Source organism: Streptococcus mitis (genome assembly GCF_000722765.2).
Taxonomy (GTDB): domain Bacteria; phylum Bacillota; class Bacilli; order Lactobacillales; family Streptococcaceae; genus Streptococcus; species Streptococcus mitis_AQ.
The window spans coordinates 719,817-740,179 of sequence record NZ_CP028415.1; the positions used below are offsets into that span (position 1 = coordinate 719,817).

20 protein-coding genes and 1 pseudogene are annotated in these 20,363 nt (G+C 41.2%); 17 read left to right on the forward strand and 4 right to left on the reverse strand.

What is annotated here, in order from left to right:
- Positions 1-12: 12 nt before the first annotated feature.
- From SK637_RS03950 to SK637_RS03980, 7 genes and pseudogenes are all read left to right on the forward strand, one after another.
- A complete protein-coding gene (locus SK637_RS03950; protein ID WP_033688632.1) occupies positions 13-1,224 on the forward strand; it encodes a phosphopentomutase in 1,212 nt (403 codons plus the stop codon).
- Position 1,225: 1 nt separating this feature from the next.
- Positions 1,226-1,787: pseudogene (locus tag SK637_RS03955) on the forward strand (DUF1697 domain-containing protein).
- On the forward strand, positions 1,784-2,593 hold the full coding sequence (locus SK637_RS03960) for a purine-nucleoside phosphorylase (protein ID WP_033688635.1): 810 nt from the start codon (positions 1,784-1,786) through the stop codon (positions 2,591-2,593). Before SK637_RS03955 ends, SK637_RS03960 begins: the two are co-directional and overlap by 4 nt.
- A 2-nt stretch (positions 2,594-2,595) precedes the next feature.
- Positions 2,596-3,879, forward strand: coding sequence for a chloride channel protein (locus tag SK637_RS03965; RefSeq protein WP_033688637.1), 1,284 nt, complete (start codon positions 2,596-2,598; stop codon positions 3,877-3,879).
- A gap of 228 nt (positions 3,880-4,107) precedes the next feature.
- Positions 4,108-4,818 (forward strand): type 1 glutamine amidotransferase, encoded by a 711-nt coding sequence (locus tag SK637_RS03970; protein ID WP_033688638.1) that lies wholly within the window; start codon positions 4,108-4,110, stop codon positions 4,816-4,818.
- A gap of 523 nt (positions 4,819-5,341) precedes the next feature.
- Positions 5,342-6,052 (forward strand): purine-nucleoside phosphorylase, encoded by a 711-nt coding sequence (deoD, locus tag SK637_RS03975; protein ID WP_033688688.1) that lies wholly within the window; start codon positions 5,342-5,344, stop codon positions 6,050-6,052.
- A 229-nt stretch (positions 6,053-6,281) separates the two neighbouring features.
- Positions 6,282-7,013 carry an NAD-dependent protein deacylase gene (locus tag SK637_RS03980; protein WP_033688640.1) on the forward strand — a complete coding sequence of 244 codons (732 nt, stop codon included), beginning with the start codon at positions 6,282-6,284 and terminating at the stop codon, positions 7,011-7,013.
- Between the two features lie 230 nt (positions 7,014-7,243).
- Here SK637_RS03980 and SK637_RS03985 read toward each other — a convergent pair whose 3' ends face one another.
- The 3 genes from SK637_RS03985 to coaA all read right to left on the reverse strand — a co-directional run bounded on the left by SK637_RS03985 (position 7,244) and on the right by coaA (position 9,033).
- A complete protein-coding gene (locus SK637_RS03985) occupies positions 7,244-7,756 on the reverse strand; it encodes a DNA topology modulation protein (protein WP_033688642.1) in 513 nt (170 codons plus the stop codon).
- Between the two features lie 52 nt (positions 7,757-7,808).
- On the reverse strand, positions 7,809-8,045 hold the full coding sequence (gene rpsT / locus SK637_RS03990; protein WP_001274000.1) for a 30S ribosomal protein S20: 237 nt from the start codon (positions 8,043-8,045) through the stop codon (positions 7,809-7,811).
- A 67-nt stretch (positions 8,046-8,112) separates the two neighbouring features.
- Positions 8,113-9,033, reverse strand: coding sequence for a type I pantothenate kinase (coaA, locus tag SK637_RS03995; RefSeq protein ID WP_033688643.1), 921 nt, complete (start codon positions 9,031-9,033; stop codon positions 8,113-8,115).
- A 200-nt stretch (positions 9,034-9,233) separates the two neighbouring features.
- Between coaA and SK637_RS04000 the strand changes: the two genes are divergently transcribed.
- From SK637_RS04000 to SK637_RS04040, 9 genes are all read left to right on the forward strand, one after another.
- On the forward strand, positions 9,234-9,638 hold the full coding sequence (locus SK637_RS04000; protein WP_033688645.1) for a hypothetical protein: 405 nt from the start codon (positions 9,234-9,236) through the stop codon (positions 9,636-9,638).
- A 205-nt stretch (positions 9,639-9,843) separates the two neighbouring features.
- The gene (locus SK637_RS04005) at positions 9,844-10,434 is read left to right on the forward strand and encodes a class I SAM-dependent methyltransferase (protein ID WP_080710482.1); all 591 of its coding nucleotides are present in this window, start codon (positions 9,844-9,846) and stop codon (positions 10,432-10,434) included.
- Complete coding sequence (locus SK637_RS04010) at positions 10,431-11,708, forward strand: pyrimidine-nucleoside phosphorylase (RefSeq protein WP_033688648.1); 1,278 nt, start codon at positions 10,431-10,433, stop codon at positions 11,706-11,708. The genes SK637_RS04005 and SK637_RS04010 overlap by 4 nt, the downstream gene beginning before the upstream one ends.
- Positions 11,709-11,727: 19 nt before the next feature.
- The gene (gene deoC, locus SK637_RS04015) at positions 11,728-12,390 is read left to right on the forward strand and encodes a deoxyribose-phosphate aldolase (RefSeq protein WP_033688650.1); all 663 of its coding nucleotides are present in this window, start codon (positions 11,728-11,730) and stop codon (positions 12,388-12,390) included.
- On the forward strand, positions 12,377-12,766 hold the full coding sequence (locus tag SK637_RS04020) for a cytidine deaminase (protein ID WP_033688652.1): 390 nt from the start codon (positions 12,377-12,379) through the stop codon (positions 12,764-12,766). The genes deoC and SK637_RS04020 overlap by 14 nt, the downstream gene beginning before the upstream one ends.
- 89 nt (positions 12,767-12,855) lie before the next feature.
- Positions 12,856-13,908, forward strand: coding sequence for a BMP family lipoprotein (locus SK637_RS04025; protein ID WP_001036137.1), 1,053 nt, complete (start codon positions 12,856-12,858; stop codon positions 13,906-13,908).
- Between the two features lie 143 nt (positions 13,909-14,051).
- A complete protein-coding gene (locus SK637_RS04030) occupies positions 14,052-15,587 on the forward strand; it encodes an ABC transporter ATP-binding protein (protein ID WP_033688653.1) in 1,536 nt (511 codons plus the stop codon).
- Complete coding sequence (locus SK637_RS04035; protein WP_033688655.1) at positions 15,580-16,638, forward strand: ABC transporter permease; 1,059 nt, start codon at positions 15,580-15,582, stop codon at positions 16,636-16,638. The genes SK637_RS04030 and SK637_RS04035 overlap by 8 nt, the downstream gene beginning before the upstream one ends.
- Before the next feature lie 2 nt (positions 16,639-16,640).
- Entirely contained in the window at positions 16,641-17,597 is a 957-nt protein-coding gene (locus SK637_RS04040) for an ABC transporter permease (RefSeq protein WP_000029119.1), read from the forward strand.
- Positions 17,598-17,635: 38 nt separating this feature from the next.
- Here the strand turns inward: SK637_RS04040 and plsY are convergent, their stop codons facing one another.
- Positions 17,636-18,277, reverse strand: a complete 642-nt coding sequence (gene plsY, locus SK637_RS04045; protein WP_033688657.1) for a glycerol-3-phosphate 1-O-acyltransferase PlsY — start codon at positions 18,275-18,277, stop codon at positions 17,636-17,638.
- Between the two features lie 135 nt (positions 18,278-18,412).
- On the opposite strand from plsY, the gene parE reads away from it, so the two are divergent.
- A complete protein-coding gene (parE, locus tag SK637_RS04050) occupies positions 18,413-20,362 on the forward strand; it encodes a DNA topoisomerase IV subunit B (RefSeq protein WP_033688658.1) in 1,950 nt (649 codons plus the stop codon).
- Position 20,363 lies beyond the last annotated feature (1 nt).

Below are 20,363 nucleotides of genomic sequence, written 5' to 3' on the forward strand. Positions count from 1 at the left end.
AGGAGACAGACTATGTCAAAATTTAATCGTATTCACTTGGTGGTACTGGATTCCGTGGGAATCGGTGCTGCACCAGATGCTAATAACTTTGTTAATGCAGGGGTTCCAGACGGTGCTTCTGACACACTGGGGCATATCTCAAAAGCTGTTGGTTTGAATGTGCCAAACATGGCTAAAATCGGTCTAGGAAATATTCCTCGAGAAACTCCTCTGAAGACTGTTCCAGCTGAAAGCAATCCAACAGGATATGCAACAAAATTGGAAGAAGTATCTCTTGGTAAGGATACCATGACTGGACACTGGGAAATCATGGGCCTTAACATTACAGAACCTTTCGATACTTTCTGGAATGGATTCCCAGAAGAAATCTTGACAAAAATCGAAGAATTCTCAGGACGAAAGGTCATTCGTGAAGCCAACAAACCTTACTCAGGTACGGCTGTTATCGATGATTTTGGACCACGTCAAATGGAAACTGGAGAGTTGATTATCTATACTTCAGCTGACCCTGTTTTGCAGATTGCTGCCCACGAAGACATCATTCCTTTGGATGAATTGTACCGTATCTGTGAATACGCTCGTTCGATTACCCTTGAGCGCCCAGCCCTTCTAGGACGTATCATTGCTCGTCCTTATGTAGGTAAGCCTGGAAACTTCACTCGTACAGCTAACCGTCGTGACTTGGCTGTATCTCCATTTGCACCGACTGTTTTGGATAAATTGAATGAAGCTGGTATCGATACTTATGCTGTTGGTAAAATCAACGATATCTTTAACGGTGCTGGTATTAACCATGACATGGGCCACAACAAGTCAAACAGTCATGGAATTGATACACTATTGAAGACCATGGGCCTTACTGAGTTTGAAAAAGGATTCTCCTTCACAAACTTGGTGGACTTTGATGCCCTTTATGGACACCGTCGTAATGCTCATGGCTACCGTGATTGCTTGCATGAGTTCGATGAGCGATTACCTGAAATTATCGCAGCCATGAGAGAGAACGACCTTCTCTTGATTACTGCGGATCATGGAAATGACCCAACGTATGCAGGAACAGACCACACTCGTGAATATATTCCATTGTTGGCCTATAGCCCTGCCTTTAAAGGAAATGGTGTCATTCCAGTAGGACATTTTGCAGATATCTCAGCGACTATTGCCGATAACTTTGGTGTTGAAACTGCCATGATTGGGGAAAGTTTCTTAGATAAATTGGTGTAAGATGACGCGCTATGCTTTGCTGGTTAGAGGCATCAATGTTGGTGGTAAGAATAAGGTCGTCATGGCGGAGCTTTGTCAAGAATTGACAGAGTTGGGACTGGAAAAGGTTGAGACCTACACCAACAGTGGCAATATTTTCTTTACTTCTGCAGCTCCCAAAGCCCAATTGGTTGAAAAGTTAGAGACTTTCTTTGGAATCCATTATCCATTTATTCAGAGCTTTTCTTTACTGAGTCAAGAAGACTATGAAGCAGAAGTGGAGAATCTACCAGCTTGGTGGAACGAAGACTTGGCACGAAAAGACGTTCTTTTTTACACTGAGGGTTTGAATGTGGCTCAAGTTATTGAGACAGTTCAAAGTTTGGAATTGAAAGATGAAGTGGTTCTTTTTGGAAGACTTGGGATTTTTTGGGGGAAATTCTCTAAGGAATCCTACTATGCAACTGCCTATCATAAGTACTTGCTCAAGATGCCTTTCTACCGCCAAATCACCATTCGTAATGCTAAAACTTTTGACAAAATCGGTCAAATGCTAAAAAACTAATAAAGGAGACACACAATGACATTTTTAGATAAAATCAAGGAAACAGCTGCCTTCCTGAAAGACAAGGGAATCCAAGCGCCTGAGTTCGGTCTAATCCTTGGATCAGGACTGGGAGAATTGGCAGAAGAAATTGAAAATCCAGTTGTAGTAGACTATGCTGAGATTCCAAACTGGGGCCGTTCAACAGTAGTCGGTCACGCTGGTAAATTGGTATATGGTGAACTTGCAGGTCGCAAGGTCTTGGCTCTTCAAGGGCGTTTTCATTTCTACGAAGGAAATCCTCTGGAAGTAGTGACATTCCCAGTTCGTGTCATGAAAGTTCTTGGATGTGAAGGTGTCATTGTAACCAATGCAGCTGGAGGTATTGGGTTTGGTCCTGGTACCTTGATGTCTATCTCAGACCATATCAATATGACGGGGCAAAACCCATTGATGGGTGAAAACTTGGATGACTTTGGTCCACGTTTCCCTGATATGTCTAAAGCCTACACTCCAGAATACCGTGCTACTGCCCATGAAGTGGCTAAAAAACTTGGTATCAAGCTTGATGAAGGTGTCTATATCGGCGTTACTGGTCCAACTTATGAAACACCAGCAGAAATCCGTGCTTATAAGACACTGGGAGCGGATGCAGTTGGTATGTCTACGGTTCCTGAAGTGATCGTGGCAGCCCACTCAGGTTTAAAAGTTCTGGGTATTTCATGTATTACTAACTTTGCGGCCGGTTTCCAAGAAGAACTCAACCACGAAGAAGTTGTGGAAGTAACCGAACGTGTCAAAGGTGATTTCAAGGGCTTGCTTAAAGCGATTCTTGTTGAATTGTAATCATGTTAATAGAATTGAGGAGTATTTTTCGAAAGATTCCTTATAATTTTAGATTATTCCTAGCAGTCATTCTACAAGGAATAGTTTCGGGTTTATCTGGTATAGTTCTCCATTATCTTTTAGAGATGGTAGAGAGTCTAGCTTTTGGTCAGTCAGAACATCATAGTGGATTTTTGACAGATGGAGTTTCCTCCTCACGGATAGGACTAAGTTTAATAATCGTGGGTCTTGGCTCATCCTTGGTCTGGTATTTCTTGCAAAAAGGGGCGAAGATTTATTCCATCAAAGCTCAGATGAAGGATGAGACTTCACAATACAAGCTTCATTTTTTAAGACAGCTAATTCATTCAATTTGGCAGATCATTGCAGTTGGAGGGGGAGCCCCTATTGGCAAAGAGGCTGCGCCACGAGAAATTGGGACTCTATTTGCAGGACCAATTGGAAAAATATGTTCTCTCTCTAAGAAGGATCAAATCTTTCTCCTTGCTTGTGGTGCTGGTGCTGGTTTAGCGGCTGTTTATCAGGTTCCATTAACAAGTGTCTTCTTTGTTTTTGAAACCCTAGGAATTGCTCTATCTATTAAACGATTTTTCTTAGTCGGTTTGACTACCTATGTCTCAACCTATATAGCAGGCTTGGTTATTTCAGATCAGGCTCTCTACCAGATTCCAGCTATCACATGGTCATTAAAGGAAATATGGATTATTCCCTTATTACTTCTTTTCTTAACTCCACTAGCTTGGCTTTTTGATCGCTTAAGTAAGACAGCGTCTTCAAACAGAATAAAAGATAAACGAATACTTCTCACATTGCCCTCAGCTTTTCTTTTTCTTGCTGGATTGGCAAGTTATTTTCCACATCTACTTGGAAATGGACGTATGATGGCTCAGGAAGTATTGAATGGTAGCAATGGTCAAACAGTATTCCTCTTGTTTATCCTAAAAGCATTAGTCGTTATTATTATTCTGTGGGCAGGGGCCTATGGTGGTACTCTTACGCCATCTTTTGCTTTGGGGATGGCTGGAGCTGCTCTCTTGGGAATGATTCTAAATGGGAATAGCCAGCCAAGCATTCTACTTTTGGGATCGGTTTGCTTTTTGTCTGTGACCTTGAGGGCGCCCATTTCTGCAACTGGATTAGTTATAGGTTTCACTGGGCTAGGTATAGATTCTCTTCCGTATCTCTTAGCAACGGCTGTTTTAGCCTATAAATTTTCAGAAATATTAGACCGTTCTCCTTGGGCTAACATACTGTGTCAGAAGTCAAAGAATAGAGTAATAAGATAGAGAACGACCGTTTCTTCTAATCCAGGATTTATCTAAAAATATTAAAAACTATTGTCAATTTATCAATAACTGTTTGAAATAAAGAAGAAGTAGGCTTATCGGAGTCATGATTGAATCTGATTTTTCTTAGCTACGAAATAAAAAAGTAAAAAGAAAGTTAGAGCGTGTGTTTTGATTTGAACACGAGTGGAAAACTGTTCTAAACACTTAGAAAGGTAAACTATAGAAATGAAAGTGCATTTTATACTACATGAGAGTTTTGAAATCCCAGGTGCTTATCTAACTTGGGCTCAATCAAGAGGTCATGACATTGGAATAACAAAGGTTTATAAGGAAGAAGCTTTACCCCAAACAGTTTCTGATATTGATTTTCTTATCATTATGGGAGGTCCTCAATCTCCTGATGAAGATAAAGAACATTTCCCTTATTATCATCCAAAAGAAGAAATTAGACTCATTCGACAAGCAATAGAAGAAGATAAATATATTGTAGGTGTATGCTTAGGAGCGCAATTACTTTCTGTTGCTTATGGGGGGCAATATGAGCACAGTCCCGAAAGAGAAATAGGTGTATTCCCTATTAGGATGACTAGTCAAGGACTAGCAGATAAACACTTCAAACATTTTGGTAGCGAGCTTTTAGTTGGTCACTGGCATGGTGATATGCCGGGATTGACAGACGAAGCGGTAATCCTTGCTACCAGTCAAGGTTGTCCACGACAGATCGTTCGCTTTAGCCCTAAACATTATGCTTTTCAAGTGCATTTAGAGTTTGATTTAGAAGCGATTGATTTATTGGTTGCTGCGGATAGTGAAGAACGATTGATAGAACAACATCAAACATTATCTTTTGTTCAATCACCTGAAGAATTGCGTGGTAACGATTATTCTGAAATGAATGCAAAATTGCATAATTTTTTAGATTCGCTTACAAATTAGAATTACAGGCAAACTAGATATTTTAATTTGTGCTAGTTTTTACAAAATATCAAAAATAAGAAAGGTAGAGTAAAGTGTTCTGATTTGAACATAAGCGGAAAACTTTTCTAAAAACTCAGAAGAGAAGGGGAGTTCGGGTTTGAATTGAAACCGTTCTAATCTTCTCAATATCATCAAAATTAAGAAAGAAAGGAATTGAACCCACCCTAAAAGCAGTGGGAAAAAGATAGTTGGTCTAGCGAGCATCGCTCACTGCACCCAACTCCTATTTTCCCTTTGCTTTTTGACGGGTTTGGTATCTTTCTCAATATAAAATATAAAAAAAGAAAGGTAGAGCGTGTGTTTTGATTTGAACACGAGCGGAAAACTTTTCATAACAATAAAAGAAAGGATGGGTTAACTGTATTCATTGAACTGAATACGGGCGGAGAACTGTGTAAAAAAGATAAACTGTCTAGCATCTGCGATGCGTCGTCAGTTTTCTATTTTTACTTTGTTCTCTGTCGCCCTTTATATCTTAACTATGTCTATTCATATTGCTGCTCAGCAGGGTGAAATTGCTGATAAAATTCTTCTTCCTGGGGATCCTCTTCGTGCTAAGTTTATTGCGGAGAATTTCCTTGAAGGTGCTGTTTGTTTTAACGAAGTGCGTAACATGTTTGGTTACACTGGTACTTACAAGGGCCACCGTGTATCTGTTATGGGAACTGGGATGGGAATGCCATCGATTTCAATTTATGCGCGTGAGTTGATTGTTGACTACGGTGTGAAAAAATTGATCCGTGTGGGAACTGCGGGTTCTTTGAATGAAGATGTCCACGTTCGTGAATTGGTTTTGGCGCAGGCAGCTGCAACCAACTCAAATATCATCCGTAATGACTGGCCACAGTACGATTTCCCACAAATCGCTAGCTTTGATTTGCTAGATAAGGCCTACCATATTGCCAAAGAACTCGGTATGACAACCCATGTTGGGAATGTTTTGTCTTCCGATGTCTTTTATTCAAACTACTTTGAAAAGAACATTGAGCTTGGTAAATGGGGAGTCAAGGCTGTGGAAATGGAAGCAGCGGCACTCTACTATCTGGCAGCCCAACACCATGTTGATGCGCTAGCTATTATGACTATCTCTGATAGCTTGGTCAATCCAGACGAAGACACAACTGCAGAAGAACGCCAAAATACCTTCACAGATATGATGAAGGTTGGTTTGGAAACCTTGATTGCAGATTAAAGGTAGGCTATATTCAGAATGGTTTCTCTTGTTCTCAAAATGATAACTATCAACAATGAATCAATCCTGAAATAGGTAAGAATAAGGAAATTGAAGAAAGCCTAATTGTGTCAAAGGACCGAGACTAGTCAGTTTAATATCTAAATCATAATCAAATAAAGTTGGAAGTCAAGTTGACAAGAAGTCAAGACTTTCAACTTTTTAACTTGAAAATTCCTAGGAGTACAAAATGGATAAGATTGAACAATTACAAGGTATTATTGATCAAAGTCAGAGAATTGTCTTTTTCGGTGGTGCAGGGGTTTCTACAGAGTCTAACATTCCAGATTTTCGTAGTTCAGATGGTATATATAGTCTGAAACTAGGTCGCCATTTTACTACCGAGCAACTGGTTTCACGCACTATGTTTGAGCGCTATCCAGAGGATTTTTTTGATTTCTACAAAAAGTATCTGCTCTATCCTGATGCCAAGCCGAATTTAGCACATGATTATCTAGCATCGTTGGAAAAAACAGGTAAATTAAAGGCGATTGTGACGCAAAATATCGATAGTCTCCATGAAATGGCAGGATCTCAGAAAGTTTTGAAACTGCATGGTAGTGCAGACCGTAATTATTGTTTGGGCTGTCATCGCTTTTATGATTTGACTGCCTTTTTGGCACTTGAAGGTCCAGTTCCCCACTGCTTAGATTGTGGCAAGGTGGTCAAACCTGACGTGACCCTTTATGAGGAAGCGCTGGATATGGATGTATTTAGTCGCGCAGCTCGAGTCATTCAGCAAGCAGATTTGTTGATCATTGGTGGAACTTCCTTAGTTGTTTACCCTGCAGCTAGCCTAATCAATTATTTTTCAGGGTCAAATCTTGTCGTTATCAACAAATCCAGCACTCCTCAAGACAGCCAAGCTGATTTAGTTATCGAAGGTAAGATTGGAGAAGTTTTTTCTAAATTGAGACAATAAAAAACTGAAAGAAGTAGGACTATACTTCCTTCAGTTTTCTTGTATCACGAACTCAGAAACTATGAACAAGATTCTCTTCATTTCTAGGAGAATTTTATTGTTGATTTATAAATTGCTCGAGTTATTTTTAATTGTTGAATAAAAGGAAAAAAGGAAGACTTTCTGGATGAAAAACTTCCTTTTTTAGTCAATCAGTACATGCTGATTTTAATGAAATGCTAGTATATTGTTTATTTTTTTAAAGATCGTAAAAAACAATCAATCTCTGCTTGAGAATGGAGAATATGCATCTTTTCTGGGTAAGTATTGTGTAAGTATTGGTATCTATCCTTAGCATTTTTAGTCCGTCCATCCCAAAGAATCCATCGAATAAACTCCCAATTAAATTGTTCTTGACAACCAGCTGCCATACTTTCTCTGACCTTGCCTCGGTATGTGAGATACCGTTTAAAGGCTCTAAAGAGACAGGTCAATGGAGAAAAGTTGAGAAAGATGATTTGGTCAGCTTCCTGCATTCTTTCCTCGTAATAGCACCAAGAATAATTACCATCGATAACCCAAGATTCATGCTTGGTGAGAAAGTTTTTCATCTCGGTCAGCATCCATTCGCGATCACTATCTTGCCAATCGGGTTGAAATTGGAGTGTGTCCATGTGAAGTTTTGGGATGGAGTAGCAGTGAGACAACTTTTCGGCTAGAGTTGACTTACCAGCACCAGAATATCCGATAATTGCGATTTTCATTTCCTACCTTTTCCTATTTGGAGACAAAAAAACAGCCTCTATGGACTGTTTCTTATTTAGCAAGTTTAGCTGAAAGACGAGCTTTGTCGCGACTTGCTTTGTTTTTGTGAATCAAACCTTTAGTTTCTGCTTTATCGATAGCTGAGCTAGCAGCACGGAAAAGTTCTTCAGATGGGTTTGCTTCGAAAGCTTTGATAGCAGTACGCATAGCTGATTTTTGAGCTGAGTTCTTTTCGTTTTGTTTAACGTTCAATTCAGCGCGTTTGATAGCTGATTTAATGTTTGCCAATGTTCTTACCTCCATATTTACTAACTATACCATTATATCTGAAAACTTACGTTTTGACAAGGGGAAATTATTTTTTTAAGTAAATTTCATCGATTTCATGGTTCTTTGTTTTATGAAGAATCACTTCTGCACGATTTCTGGTTGGTTCAATATAATTTTGTAGATTTGTGAGATTGATACTGGTCCAGACCTGATGGGCAAAGGATTCCACTTCCCCAATCGGCATTTGTGTAAAACGATAATAGTAGCTATCAGGGTCGTTTTGGGCTAGGCTCAGCATTTTCAAGAAACGGTCCAGATACCAACTCTCGATGTCATCAACTGAAGCATCAACATAGATGGAAAAGTCAAAGAAGTCAGTAATGTAGAGACGCTCGTTTTGTGGATTTTGGAAGACATTTATTCCTTCAACAATGACAAAATCAGCAGCTTTAACGCTTTGCTTTTCCTCAGGGACGATGTCGTAGACTTCATGAGAATAGACAGGAATATCTACATCTTGTCCATTTTTGATGTGATCCAGGAAGTTGAGAAGAGCTTCCATATCATAGCTTTCAGGAAATCCCTTGCGATTTAGAATCCCTTGCTCAATCAGGGTCTGGTTGGGATAGAGAAAGCCGTCAGTTGTTACCAACTCAACTCTAGCATCTGTAAGCGTACGGGATAGCAGGATTTGAAGTAGGCGACTAGTTGTGGATTTTCCAACGGCAACACTCCCAGAAACCCCAATGATAAAAGGCTGGGATTTACTTTCGCGTTGAAGGAAAATTCCTTTTGAAAAAGCCAAATCATCCTTGGTACGTTTGTAAATCTGGATGAGATGGGCTAGGGGAAGATAGACATCGGTAACATCCTGCAAGCTAATCTGGTCATTAAAACTCTTGATGGATTCTAATTCCTCTTCTGTCAAAGGAGGTGTTGTTTTTCGATGTAAAGATTGCCAAGTCTGGCGACTGATTTTTTCAAAATGTAAAAATTCGTTGGTCATGTGTTTTCCCCTAGATATTTTGTATATCATATCATAAAAAGCTAAAAAAATAAAGCGGTTTCTTGATGATAGTAAGCCAATATCGTATAATAGAGGTAGATAGAGGTTGAACAATTTATTGATGAAGTAGGAGCTACCTTCTCCTGATTTATAAGCTTATAAAGGGGGCTTTAGTATTCACAACTTATAGGAGGTGTGTCATGAAAATCTTAAAAAGTTATTTATTGGAACTCTGTTTTATTTTAAGTTTTGCACTACCTTTTTTAAAAGGAGCGAATGCGGATAATGGTAGACGTTTTGTGGAAACCTATTACGGTTTTACTTTTTTGATGGAACATGCCATTGTAACAGCTGTCTTTATCTGTTCGCTCTTGATTGCTTTCTTCCTAAAAAAACGGTGGACGAAATGGCTTGCTGCTGGTAGTTATCTATTTTTGATTTTGTGGATTGCTACAGAGGGTTATTTCTTCCGCATGTCACTAGAAGATTTGATACGACTTTGGACAAGTTTGGAATTCCTGACAAAAACGTATCAGTTAGGCTTTTATCTAAACATCTTGTTGGGAATCCTGTTGATGATAAAGTATTTGAAGGTTAAGCAATAGTAATAAAAATGCGCCTGATTATAGATGATAAACTTTTTGTTTTATCCTGACTATGATATTTCTAGTTCTAAATGGCTTATTATTTATAAGTGTTTAAAGAGATTGAAGAAAAGGTCTTCTTGACTAGCTTTCTTCAGTCTTTTTCGTTTCATTATCAATTTGTAAACGATTTACAATTTAAGTCAAATTATGGTAAAATAGTTTCATGAGTAAAATGTATTATGCAGAAAATCCTGATGCTGCTCACGACATTCATGAGTTGAGAGTGGAATTGTTGGGACAAAAAATGACCTTTTTGACGGATGCGGGTGTTTTTAGCAAGAAAATGATTGACTTTGGCAGTCAACTATTGCTCAAGTGTCTTGAGGTCAACCAAGGAGAAACTGTCCTTGATGTAGGCTGTGGTTATGGACCTCTGGGCTTGTCCTTGGCTAAGGCTTATGGAGTTCAGGCGACCATGGTCGACATCAACAATCGTGCCTTGGATTTGGCACGACAAAATGCTGAACGAAATAAAGTAGTAGCGACGATTTTCCAGTCTAACATCTATGAACAAGTTGAAGGCACATTTGACCATGTCATTTCCAATCCTCCTATTCGTGCAGGCAAGCAAGTGGTTCATGAAATCATTGAGAAAAGTAAAGATTTTTTGGAAACTGGTGGAGATTTAACAATCGTTATCCAGAAAAAACAAGGGGCTCCAAGTGCCAAGTCCAAGATGGAAGATGTGTTTGGTAATTGTGAAATTGTCAAAAAAGATAAGGGATACTATATCCTTAGAAGTGTGAAAGAATGAGAGCAGTTGATTTAATCCAAAAAAAACGAGACGGTCAAGAACTGACTTCGAGTGAAATTGAATGGCTAGTTGAAGGCTATGTGTCAGGAACTGTTCCTGATTATCAGATGTCTGCCTTTGCTATGGCTGTTTATTTCAAAGGAATGACGACTCGAGAAATCTCTGACCTAACTATGAAGATGGTCAAGACAGGGCAAGAGTTTGATTTATCAGCTATTGATGGGGTTAAGGTTGATAAGCATTCTACGGGTGGTGTTGGTGATAAGGTAACCTTGATTTTGGCTCCCCTTGTTGCCAGCTTTGGTGTTCCTGTGGCCAAAATGAGTGGTCGTGGTCTCGGCCATACTGGTGGGACAATTGATAAATTGGAGTCTATCAAGGGCTATCAAGTAGAACGTAGTCAAGAAGATTTTATTCGTCAAGTTCAGAATATTGGTGTATCTGTCATTGGGCAATCAGACCAGCTGGTCAAAGCGGATAAGCTTCTCTACGCCCTTCGTGATGTGACTGCAACTGTCGACACGATTCCTTTGATTGCGAGTTCAGTGATGAGCAAGAAAATTGCGGCAGGTGCGGATGCTATTTTGCTAGACGTGACTGTTGGTGAGGGTGCCTTCATGAAGACGGTTGATGAGGCGCGTGAGTTGGCTCAAACCATGGTGGATCTTGGTAAGGCTGTTGGTAGAAGAACGGTAGCAGTGATTACGGATATGAGCCAGCCTTTGGGACGAGCGATTGGAAATCGTCTGGAGATCCTTGAAGCATTGGAGATTTTACAAGGGCAAGGCCGTCAGGATATTACCCACTTCATCTGTGAATTGGCTCAAATTATGCTTGGCCTTGCAAATGTTAACAAGACAGTTGAAGAAGTTCGCCAACATCTTGACAATGGCCAAGCACTGGCTAAGTTTGAGGAAATGGTCCAAGCCCAAGGTGGAGATTTGGAAGACCTCTATCGTCCTGTCAATGTGGCCCATATGGTGGAAATCCCTGCTCAGGAAACGGGTGTTATTTCAGCTCTTCCAGCTATGGAATTTGGTCTTTATGCCATGAGACTGGGGGCAGGTCGTGCAGTCAAGTCTGATGCTTTGGACTATGAAACAGGAATTGTTTTTGAAAAGAAAGTTGGAGATTCCGTTCAAAAGGGAGAAATTGTTGCAAAAGTATACACAAATGGAAAAATTTCTCCTCAGCTAGTTACAGATTTTCAAAAATATGTTAAAATAAATGATAGGGTGCAAAGTTTACGAGAAATTATAGAAATCATCTCATAAACCGCAGGAGAATCCGAATATGAAATTAAATAAATATATCGATCATACGCTTTTAAAACAAGATGCAACAGAAAATCAAATTGATTGTTTGTTGTCTGAGGCTAGAGAGTATGATTTTGCCAGTGTTTGCGTTAATCCTACCTGGGTTGAACATGCTAAAAAAGGGCTTGAAGGCACAGATGTCAAGGTCTGCACAGTAGTAGGTTTCCCTTTGGGAGCAACAACTTCAGCTGTGAAAGCATTTGAAACCAAAGAAGCTATCCAAAATGGTGCAGATGAGATTGATATGGTGATCAATGTTGGGGCTCTCAAATCAGGTAATTTAGCCTTGGTTGAGTCAGATATTCGCGCAGTCGTGGAAGCAAGTGGGAACAAGTTAGTGAAAGTCATTATTGAAGCGTGTCTGCTGACAAACCAAGAAAAAGTTGTGGCTTGTCAATTAGCCCAAAAAGCGGGAGCTGACTTTGTCAAAACATCTACTGGCTTTTCAACTGGTGGTGCTACGATAGCAGATGTTAGATTAATGCGTGAAACAGTTGGACCTGATATGGGAGTCAAGGCTGCTGGTGGAGCTCGTTCTTATGCAGATGCTTTTGCCTTTGTGGAAGCAGGTGCGACCCGTATCGGAACGTCAGCTGGGGTAGCCATTTTAAAAGGAGAATTGGCTGATGGCGACTACTGAGTTGATTGAACTAGCAATTGAAACCAGCAAGAAAGCCTATGTGCCCTATTCTCATTTTCCAGTCGGAGCTGTTTTAGTGGCGAAAGAAGGTACCACTTATACAGGTGTCAATATCGAGAATGCTAGTTATTCTTTGACCAACTGTGGAGAGCGTACAGCGATTTTTAAAGCAGTTTCTGAAGGTCAAAGAGAGTTTTCAGAATTAATTGTCTATGGACAGACTGAAAAGCCAATTTCGCCATGTGGTGCTTGTCGCCAAGTGATGGCTGAATTTTTTGAACAAGATCTAAAAGTGACCTTAGTCGCAAAAGATAAATCGACGGTCGAGATGACGGTCGGGGAGTTACTTCCATACTCTTTTACAGACTTAAACTAGTCTGAGTCGCTCTCTGAGTGGCACGGTCCTTGTGGCCAATCAATCCATACTTGCAACATCGTTGCACATCTTATTTAGGAGGTTCAGTAATGAACAAGAAACAATGGCTAGGCCTCGGTCTAGTTGCAGTGGCAGCAGTTGGACTTGCTGCATGTGGTAACCGCTCTTCTCGTAACGCAGCTTCATCTTCTGATGTGAAGACAAAAGCAGCAATCGTCACTGATACTGGTGGTGTTGATGACAAATCATTCAACCAATCAGCTTGGGAAGGTTTGCAAGACTGGGGTAAAGAACACAATCTTTCAAAAGATAAAGGTTTCACTTACTTCCAATCAACAAGTGAAGCTGACTATGCTAACAACTTGCAACAAGCAGCTGGAAGCTACAACCTAATCTTCGGTGTTGGTTTTGCCCTTCACAATGCGGTTGAAGAAGCAGCAAAAGACCACTCTGACTTGAACTATGTCTTGATTGATGATGTGATTAAAGATCAAAAGAATGTTGCTAGCGTAACATTTGCTGATAACGAAGCTGCTTACCTTGCGGGTGTTGCAGCGGCTAAAACAACTAAAACAAAACAAGTTGGTTTTGTAGGTGGTATTGAGTCTGAAGTTATCTCACGTTTTGCAGCTGGATTTAAAGCTGGTGTTGAGTCAGTAGATCCATCTATCAAAGTACAAGTTGACTATGCTGGTTCATTTGGTGATGCTGCTAAAGGTAAAACAATTGCAGCAGCACAATACGCAGCTGGTGCAGACGTTGTTTATCAAGCAGCAGGTGGAACAGGTGCTGGTGTCTTTGCAGAAGCAAAATCACTCAATGAAAGCCGTTCTGAAAGTGAAAAAGTTTGGGTTATCGGTGTTGACCGTGACCAAGTAGCAGAAGGTAAGTACACTTCTAAAGATGGTAAAGAATCAAACTTCGTTCTTGTATCTACTTTGAAACAAGTTGGTACAACTGTAAAAGATATTGCTAACAAAGCAGAAAAAGGTGAATTCCCTGGCGGTCAAGTGATCGTTTACTCATTGAAAGATAAAGGGGTTGACTTGGCAGTAACAAACCTTTCAGAAGAAGGTAAAAAAGCTGTCGAAGATGCTAAAGCTAAAATCCTTGATGGAAGCGTAAAAGTTCCTGAAAAATAATGGATGGAAGTTATTTCTTAGGAAGCGGCCATCGGCCGCTTTTTTAAGAGTTGAGACAAAGTCATTTTGTCTCAGTAAAGCTTGCTACTAGACAAACTAGCAAGTTTTATTGAAATAAAATAAGACTCTGAAAGGAAGAGCACATGGCACACGAAAATGTCATTGAGATGCGTGATATTACCAAGGTGTTTGGTGAATTTGTTGCCAACGACAAAATCAACCTTCACCTACGAAAAGGTGAAATTCATGCACTTTTAGGAGAAAATGGGGCTGGTAAGTCCACGCTCATGAATATGTTAGCAGGGCTTCTTGAACCAACCAGTGGTGAAATCGCAGTCAACGGTCAAGTTGTCAACCTCGACTCACCATCTAAAGCGGCTAGCTTGGGAATCGGAATGGTTCACCAGCACTTTATGTTGGTAGAAGCCTTCACAGTGGCTGAAAACATCATTTTAGGAAGTGAATTAACTAAAAATGGTGTATTAGATATTGCTGGAGCTAGCAAAGAAATTAAGGCTCTTTCTGAACGTTACGGCTTAGCTGTTGATCCTTCTGCTAAGGTGGCAGATATCTCAGTTGGAGCCCAACAACGTGTAGAAATTTTAAAAACCCTTTATCGGGGGGCTGATATCCTTATCTTTGATGAACCAACGGCTGTCTTGACTCCATCAGAAATTGATGAGTTGATGGCTATTTTGAAAAATCTTGTCAAAGAAGGAAAATCAATTATTTTGATCACCCACAAGTTGGACGAGATTCGCGCAGTTTCTGACCGCGTTACAGTTATCCGTCGTGGGAAATCAATTGAAACCGTCGAAATCGCAGGGGCTACCAATGCTGATTTGGCAGAAATGATGGTGGGACGTTCTGTTTCCTTTAAAACAGAGAAACAAGCCTCTCAACCAAAAGAAGTGGTCTTATCTATCAAAGATTTGGTGGTCAATGAAAACCGTGGTGTTCCAGCTGTTAAAAATCTGTCCTTGGATGTTCGTGCTGGAGAGATTGTTGGTATTGCGGGGATTGATGGAAATGGTCAGTCTGAACTGATTCAAGCCATTACAGGTCTTCGCAAGGTTGAATCTGGTAGCATTGAGCTAAAAGGAGATTCAATTGTAGGCTTGCACCCACGTCAGATTACAGAGTTGAGTGTTGGGCACGTTCCAGAAGACCGTCACCGTGATGGCTTGATTTTGGAAATGATGATTTCTGAAAATATTGCCCTTCAAACCTATTACAAAGAACCACATAGTAAAAATGGAATTTTGAACTATTCAAATATTACTTCTTATGCTAAAAAGCTAATGGAAGAGTTTGATGTTCGTGCTGCCAGTGAATTTGTTCCTGCAGCTGCACTCTCAGGAGGAAATCAACAAAAAGCAATTATTGCTCGTGAAATTGATCGAGATCCTGATCTCCTTATCGTCAGCCAGCCAACTCGTGGGTTGGATGTCGGTGCCATTGAGTATATCCACAAACGCTTGATTGAAGAGCGTGATAATGGCAAGGCTGTCCTTGTTGTCAGCTTTGAACTAGATGAGATTTTAAACGTCTCAGACCGAATCGCCGTTATCCACGATGGTAAGATTCAAGGTATTGTATCACCAGAAACAACCAATAAACAAGAACTTGGTGTCTTGATGGCTGGTGGAAACTTGGGAAAGGAGAAGAGTGATGTCTAAAAAATTACAACAAATTTCGGTTCCCTTGATTTCTGTCTTCCTAGGAATTTTACTCGGAGCCATTGTCATGTGGATCTTCGGTTATGATGCTATTTGGGGCTACGAAGAATTGTTCTATACAGCCTTTGGTAGTCTGCGTGGTATTGGAGAAATCTTCCGTGCCATGGGGCCTTTGGTCTTGATTGGTCTTGGCTTTGCCGTTGCCAGTCGTGCTGGTTTCTTTAACGTCGGACTTCCTGGTCAGGCTTTGGCTGGTTGGATTCTCAGCGGTTGGTTTGCCCTGTCGCATCCAGATATGCCCCGTCCCTTGATGATTCTAGCAACCATCGTGATTGCCTTGATTGCTGGAGGGATTGTCGGAGCGATTCCAGGTATTCTTAGAGCCTATCTAGGGACGTCAGAGGTTATCGTAACCATCATGATGAACTACATTGTCTTATATGTAGGAAATGCCTTGATTCATGCCTTTCCTAAAGAATTTATGCAAAGTACAGATTCGACCATTCGTGTTGGGGCTAATGCAACCTACCAGACACCTTGGTTGGCTGAGTTGACTGGTAACTCGCGGATGAATATTGGTATTTTCTTTGCTCTCATTGCTGTCGCAGTTATTTGGTTTATGCTCAAGAAAACAACCCTTGGTTTTGAAATCCGTGCTGTTGGTCTTAATCCACATGCTTCAGAATACGCTGGTATTTCTGCCAAAAGAACGATTATCCTCTCAATGATTATTTCAGGTGCCTTGGCAGGTCTTGGTGGAGCGGTAGAAGGGCTTGGAACCTTCCAGAATGTCTATGTTCAAGGGGCGTCATTGGCTGTTGGATTTAACGGGATGGCAGTTAGTCTGCTTGCAGCCAATTCACCAATTGGTATTCTCTTTGCAGCCTTCCTATTTGGTGTTCTCCAAGTTGGAGCCCCTGGTATGAATGCGGCGCAGGTACCGTCTGAGCTTGTCAGCATTGTAACAGCGTCTATTATCTTCTTTGTCAGTGTTCATTACCTTATCGAACGCTTTGTCAAACCGAAAAAACAAGTTAAAGGAGGTAAGTAAAGATGTCTATTACAACCTTGCTCACCCTCTTGGTGTCTTCTATGCTGATTTACTCAGCGCCCCTCATCTTTACAAGTATCGGTGGTGTTTTCTCTGAACGTGGTGGTGTGGTAAACGTCGGCCTTGAAGGAATTATGGTTATGGGTGCCTTTTCTGGAGTGGTCTTTAACCTTGAATTTGCAGAACAATTTGGCGCAGCAACTCCATGGCTATCCTTGCTTGTAGCAGGATTGGTAGGGGGAATCTTTTCTATCATCCACGCAGCAGCGACGGTTCATTTCCGTGCAGACCATGTTGTCAGCGGTACGGTTTTGAACTTGATGGCGCCAGCCTTGGCTGTTTTCTTAGTGAAAGTCCTTTATAACAAAGGACAAACCGACAACCTAAGTCAGACTTTTGGACGCTTTGATTTCCCAGTCTTGGCAAATATACCAGTGATTGGTGATATCTTCTTCAAGTCAACAAGTCTGCTAGGTTATATCGCGATTGCCTTCTCATTCCTTGCTTGGTTTATCCTCTTCAAGACTCGCTTTGGTCTTCGTCTCCGCTCTGTCGGTGAACACCCTCAAGCAGCGGACACCTTGGGAATCAATGTCTACAAGATGAGATATTTAGGGGTTATTATTTCCGGTTTCCTAGGTGGAATTGGCGGAGCGATTTATGCTCAATCCATCTCAGTTAACTTCTCGGTAACAACTATTGTTGGACCTGGATTTATTGCACTTGCTGCGATGATCTTCGGAAAATGGAATCCAATCGGAGCCATGCTATCTAGTCTCTTCTTTGGACTTTCACAAAGTTTGGCTGTTATCGGATCTCAATTGCCGTTCCTACAAGGAGTGCCTGCGGTTTATCTTCAAATCGCACCTTATGTTTTGACCATTCTTGTCTTGGCAGCCTTTTTTGGAAAAGCAGTCGCACCAAAAGCAGATGGTATCAACTATATCAAATCAAAATAAGCATACAAAAAAACGTCAGTTCATTCAGAACTGGCGTTTTATTTTTTAGGATGTTGGTTGGTTAGGTTCAATCCCCAAGGGACCAAATTTTCAGTTTTATTTTTGATGCGTGTGATGTTGTCCTTATGACGAATGATAATCAAACTAGCAAGTGCTAGGATAATAGCGATGAATAGAGGATCATAGTTGCTCAGGATAAAACCAAAAAGTGGAAAGAGTAGAACTCCGATGACAGCCGCGACAGATGCTGTGACACTAGATAGTGAAATCATACTACCAAGATAGAGGGTTCCAAAGAAAACAACTGCAAGGTAGAGACAGAAGACAGGTGCAAATCCGAAAACCACTCCAGCACTGGTTGCGACAGCCTTGCCTCCCTTAAATCCTGCAAAGATAGGGAAGGTATGGCCAATAACAGCCAAAAGTCCAAAGATGAGAGGCGAAACGCCTTGTAGATGAAACATAATCGGAAGAAGCGTTGCTAGGGTTCCTTTGAAAAAGTCAATCACAAAGGTCGCCATACCTGCTTTCTTGCCTAAAATGCGGAAGGTATTGGTCGTTCCAGTGTTACCAGAACCATGCTCTCGCAGATTGATTTGAAAGAAAACTTGTCCAATCCAGAGACCAGACGGAATCGAACCCAGCAGATAGGCTAGGATTAATAAAACTATTGTAATCATACTCCTATTATATCATGAATTGGGAAAGAAAGGCAGAGAATCTCTTCTGAAATTGTCACAGCGGAGAAAGAAAAATTTTGCAAAATCCTTAGAAAACCTGTAGAATAGTAAAGATGAACGAATAGGAGGTTCCTTGTGTCAAAAAAGGAAATCAATATTAACAATTATAATGATGACGCCATTCAGGTGCTAGAAGGGTTGGATGCAGTCCGAAAACGTCCAGGGATGTATATTGGATCGACTGATGGAGCAGGACTCCACCACCTCGTCTGGGAAATCGTCGATAATGCAGTCGATGAAGCCCTGTCTGGGTTTGGCGATCGTATTGATGTGACTATAAACAAAGACGGCAGTTTGACGGTGCAAGACTATGGACGTGGGATGCCGACAGGTATGCACGCTATGGGAATCCCAACAGTTGAGGTTATCTTTACCATTCTTCACGCCGGAGGGAAATTTGGTCAAGGTGGCTACAAAACATCAGGTGGTCTCCACGGGGTGGGTTCTTCTGTTGTTAATGCCCTTTCTAGTTGGTTAGAAGTTGAAATTACCCGTGATGGCGCAGTTTACAAGCAACGTTTTGAAAATGGTGGCAAACCTGTCACGACTCTGAAGAAAATCGGTACAGCTCCCAAGTCTAAGACAGGTACCAAGGTTACTTTCATGCCTGATGCGACGATCTTTTCTACAATCGATTTCAAGTACAATACCATTTCAGAACGCCTCAATGAGTCAGCCTTTCTCTTGAAAAATGTGACCTTGTCTCTGACTGATAAACGAACAGACGAAGCGATTGAATTCCACTATGAGAATGGGGTACAAGACTTTGTTTCTTATCTCAACGAAGATAAGGAAACCTTGACGCCAGTTCTTTACTTTGAAGGTGAAGACAATGGTTTTCAAGTGGAAGTAGCGCTCCAGTACAATGATGGATTCTCAGATAACATTCTATCCTTTGTCAATAACGTTCGCACCAAGGATGGTGGAACGCATGAGACTGGACTTAAGTCTGCCATTACCAAGGTTATGAACGACTACGCGCGTAAGACAGGTCTTCTCAAGGAAAAAGATAAAAACCTTGAAGGGTCAGACTATCGTGAAGGACTAGCAGCCGTTCTTTCTATACTAGTTCCTGAAGAACATTTGCAGTTTGAAGGCCAGACAAAGGATAAGCTAGGAAGTCCTCTAGCGCGTCCAGTTGTGGATGGAATTGTGGCTGATAAGTTGACTTTCTTCCTCATGGAAAATGGAGAATTGGCTTCTAATCTTATTCGCAAGGCTATTAAGGCGCGTGACGCTCGTGAAGCGGCACGTAAGGCGCGTGATGAGAGTCGTAATGGTAAGAAAAATAAAAAAGACAAGGGCTTGCTTTCTGGAAAATTGACCCCAGCCCAGTCTAAGAATCCTGCTAAGAATGAACTCTATCTGGTTGAGGGGGACTCTGCCGGTGGTTCTGCCAAACAAGGCCGTGACCGCAAGTTCCAGGCAATCTTGCCCCTTCGTGGTAAGGTTATCAATACAGCCAAGGCCAAGATGGCGGATATTCTCAAAAATGAAGAAATTAACACCATGATTTATACTATTGGTGCAGGTGTGGGAGCAGACTTCTCTATTGAAGATGCCAACTATGACAAAATCATTATCATGACCGATGCCGATACAGATGGTGCCCATATCCAGACCTTGCTCTTGACATTTTTCTACCGTTACATGCGTCCGTTAGTTGAAGCAGGTCATATCTATATTGCCCTTCCACCTCTTTACAAGATGTCCAAAGGGAAAGGCAAGAAAGAAGAAGTGGCCTATGCTTGGACAGATGGAGAGTTAGAAGAACTCCGCAAGCAGTTTGGTAAAGGCGCAACACTCCAACGCTACAAGGGGCTTGGAGAGATGAATGCGGACCAGCTCTGGGAAACAACCATGAATCCAGAAACCCGTACCCTCATACGTGTCACCATCGAAGACCTAGCACGCGCCGAACGTCGTGTCAATATCCTCATGGGAGACAAGGTTGAACCACGCCGTAAGTGGATTGAAGACAATGTCAAGTTTACGCTGGAAGAGAGTGGAGAGATGGTGTTTTGAT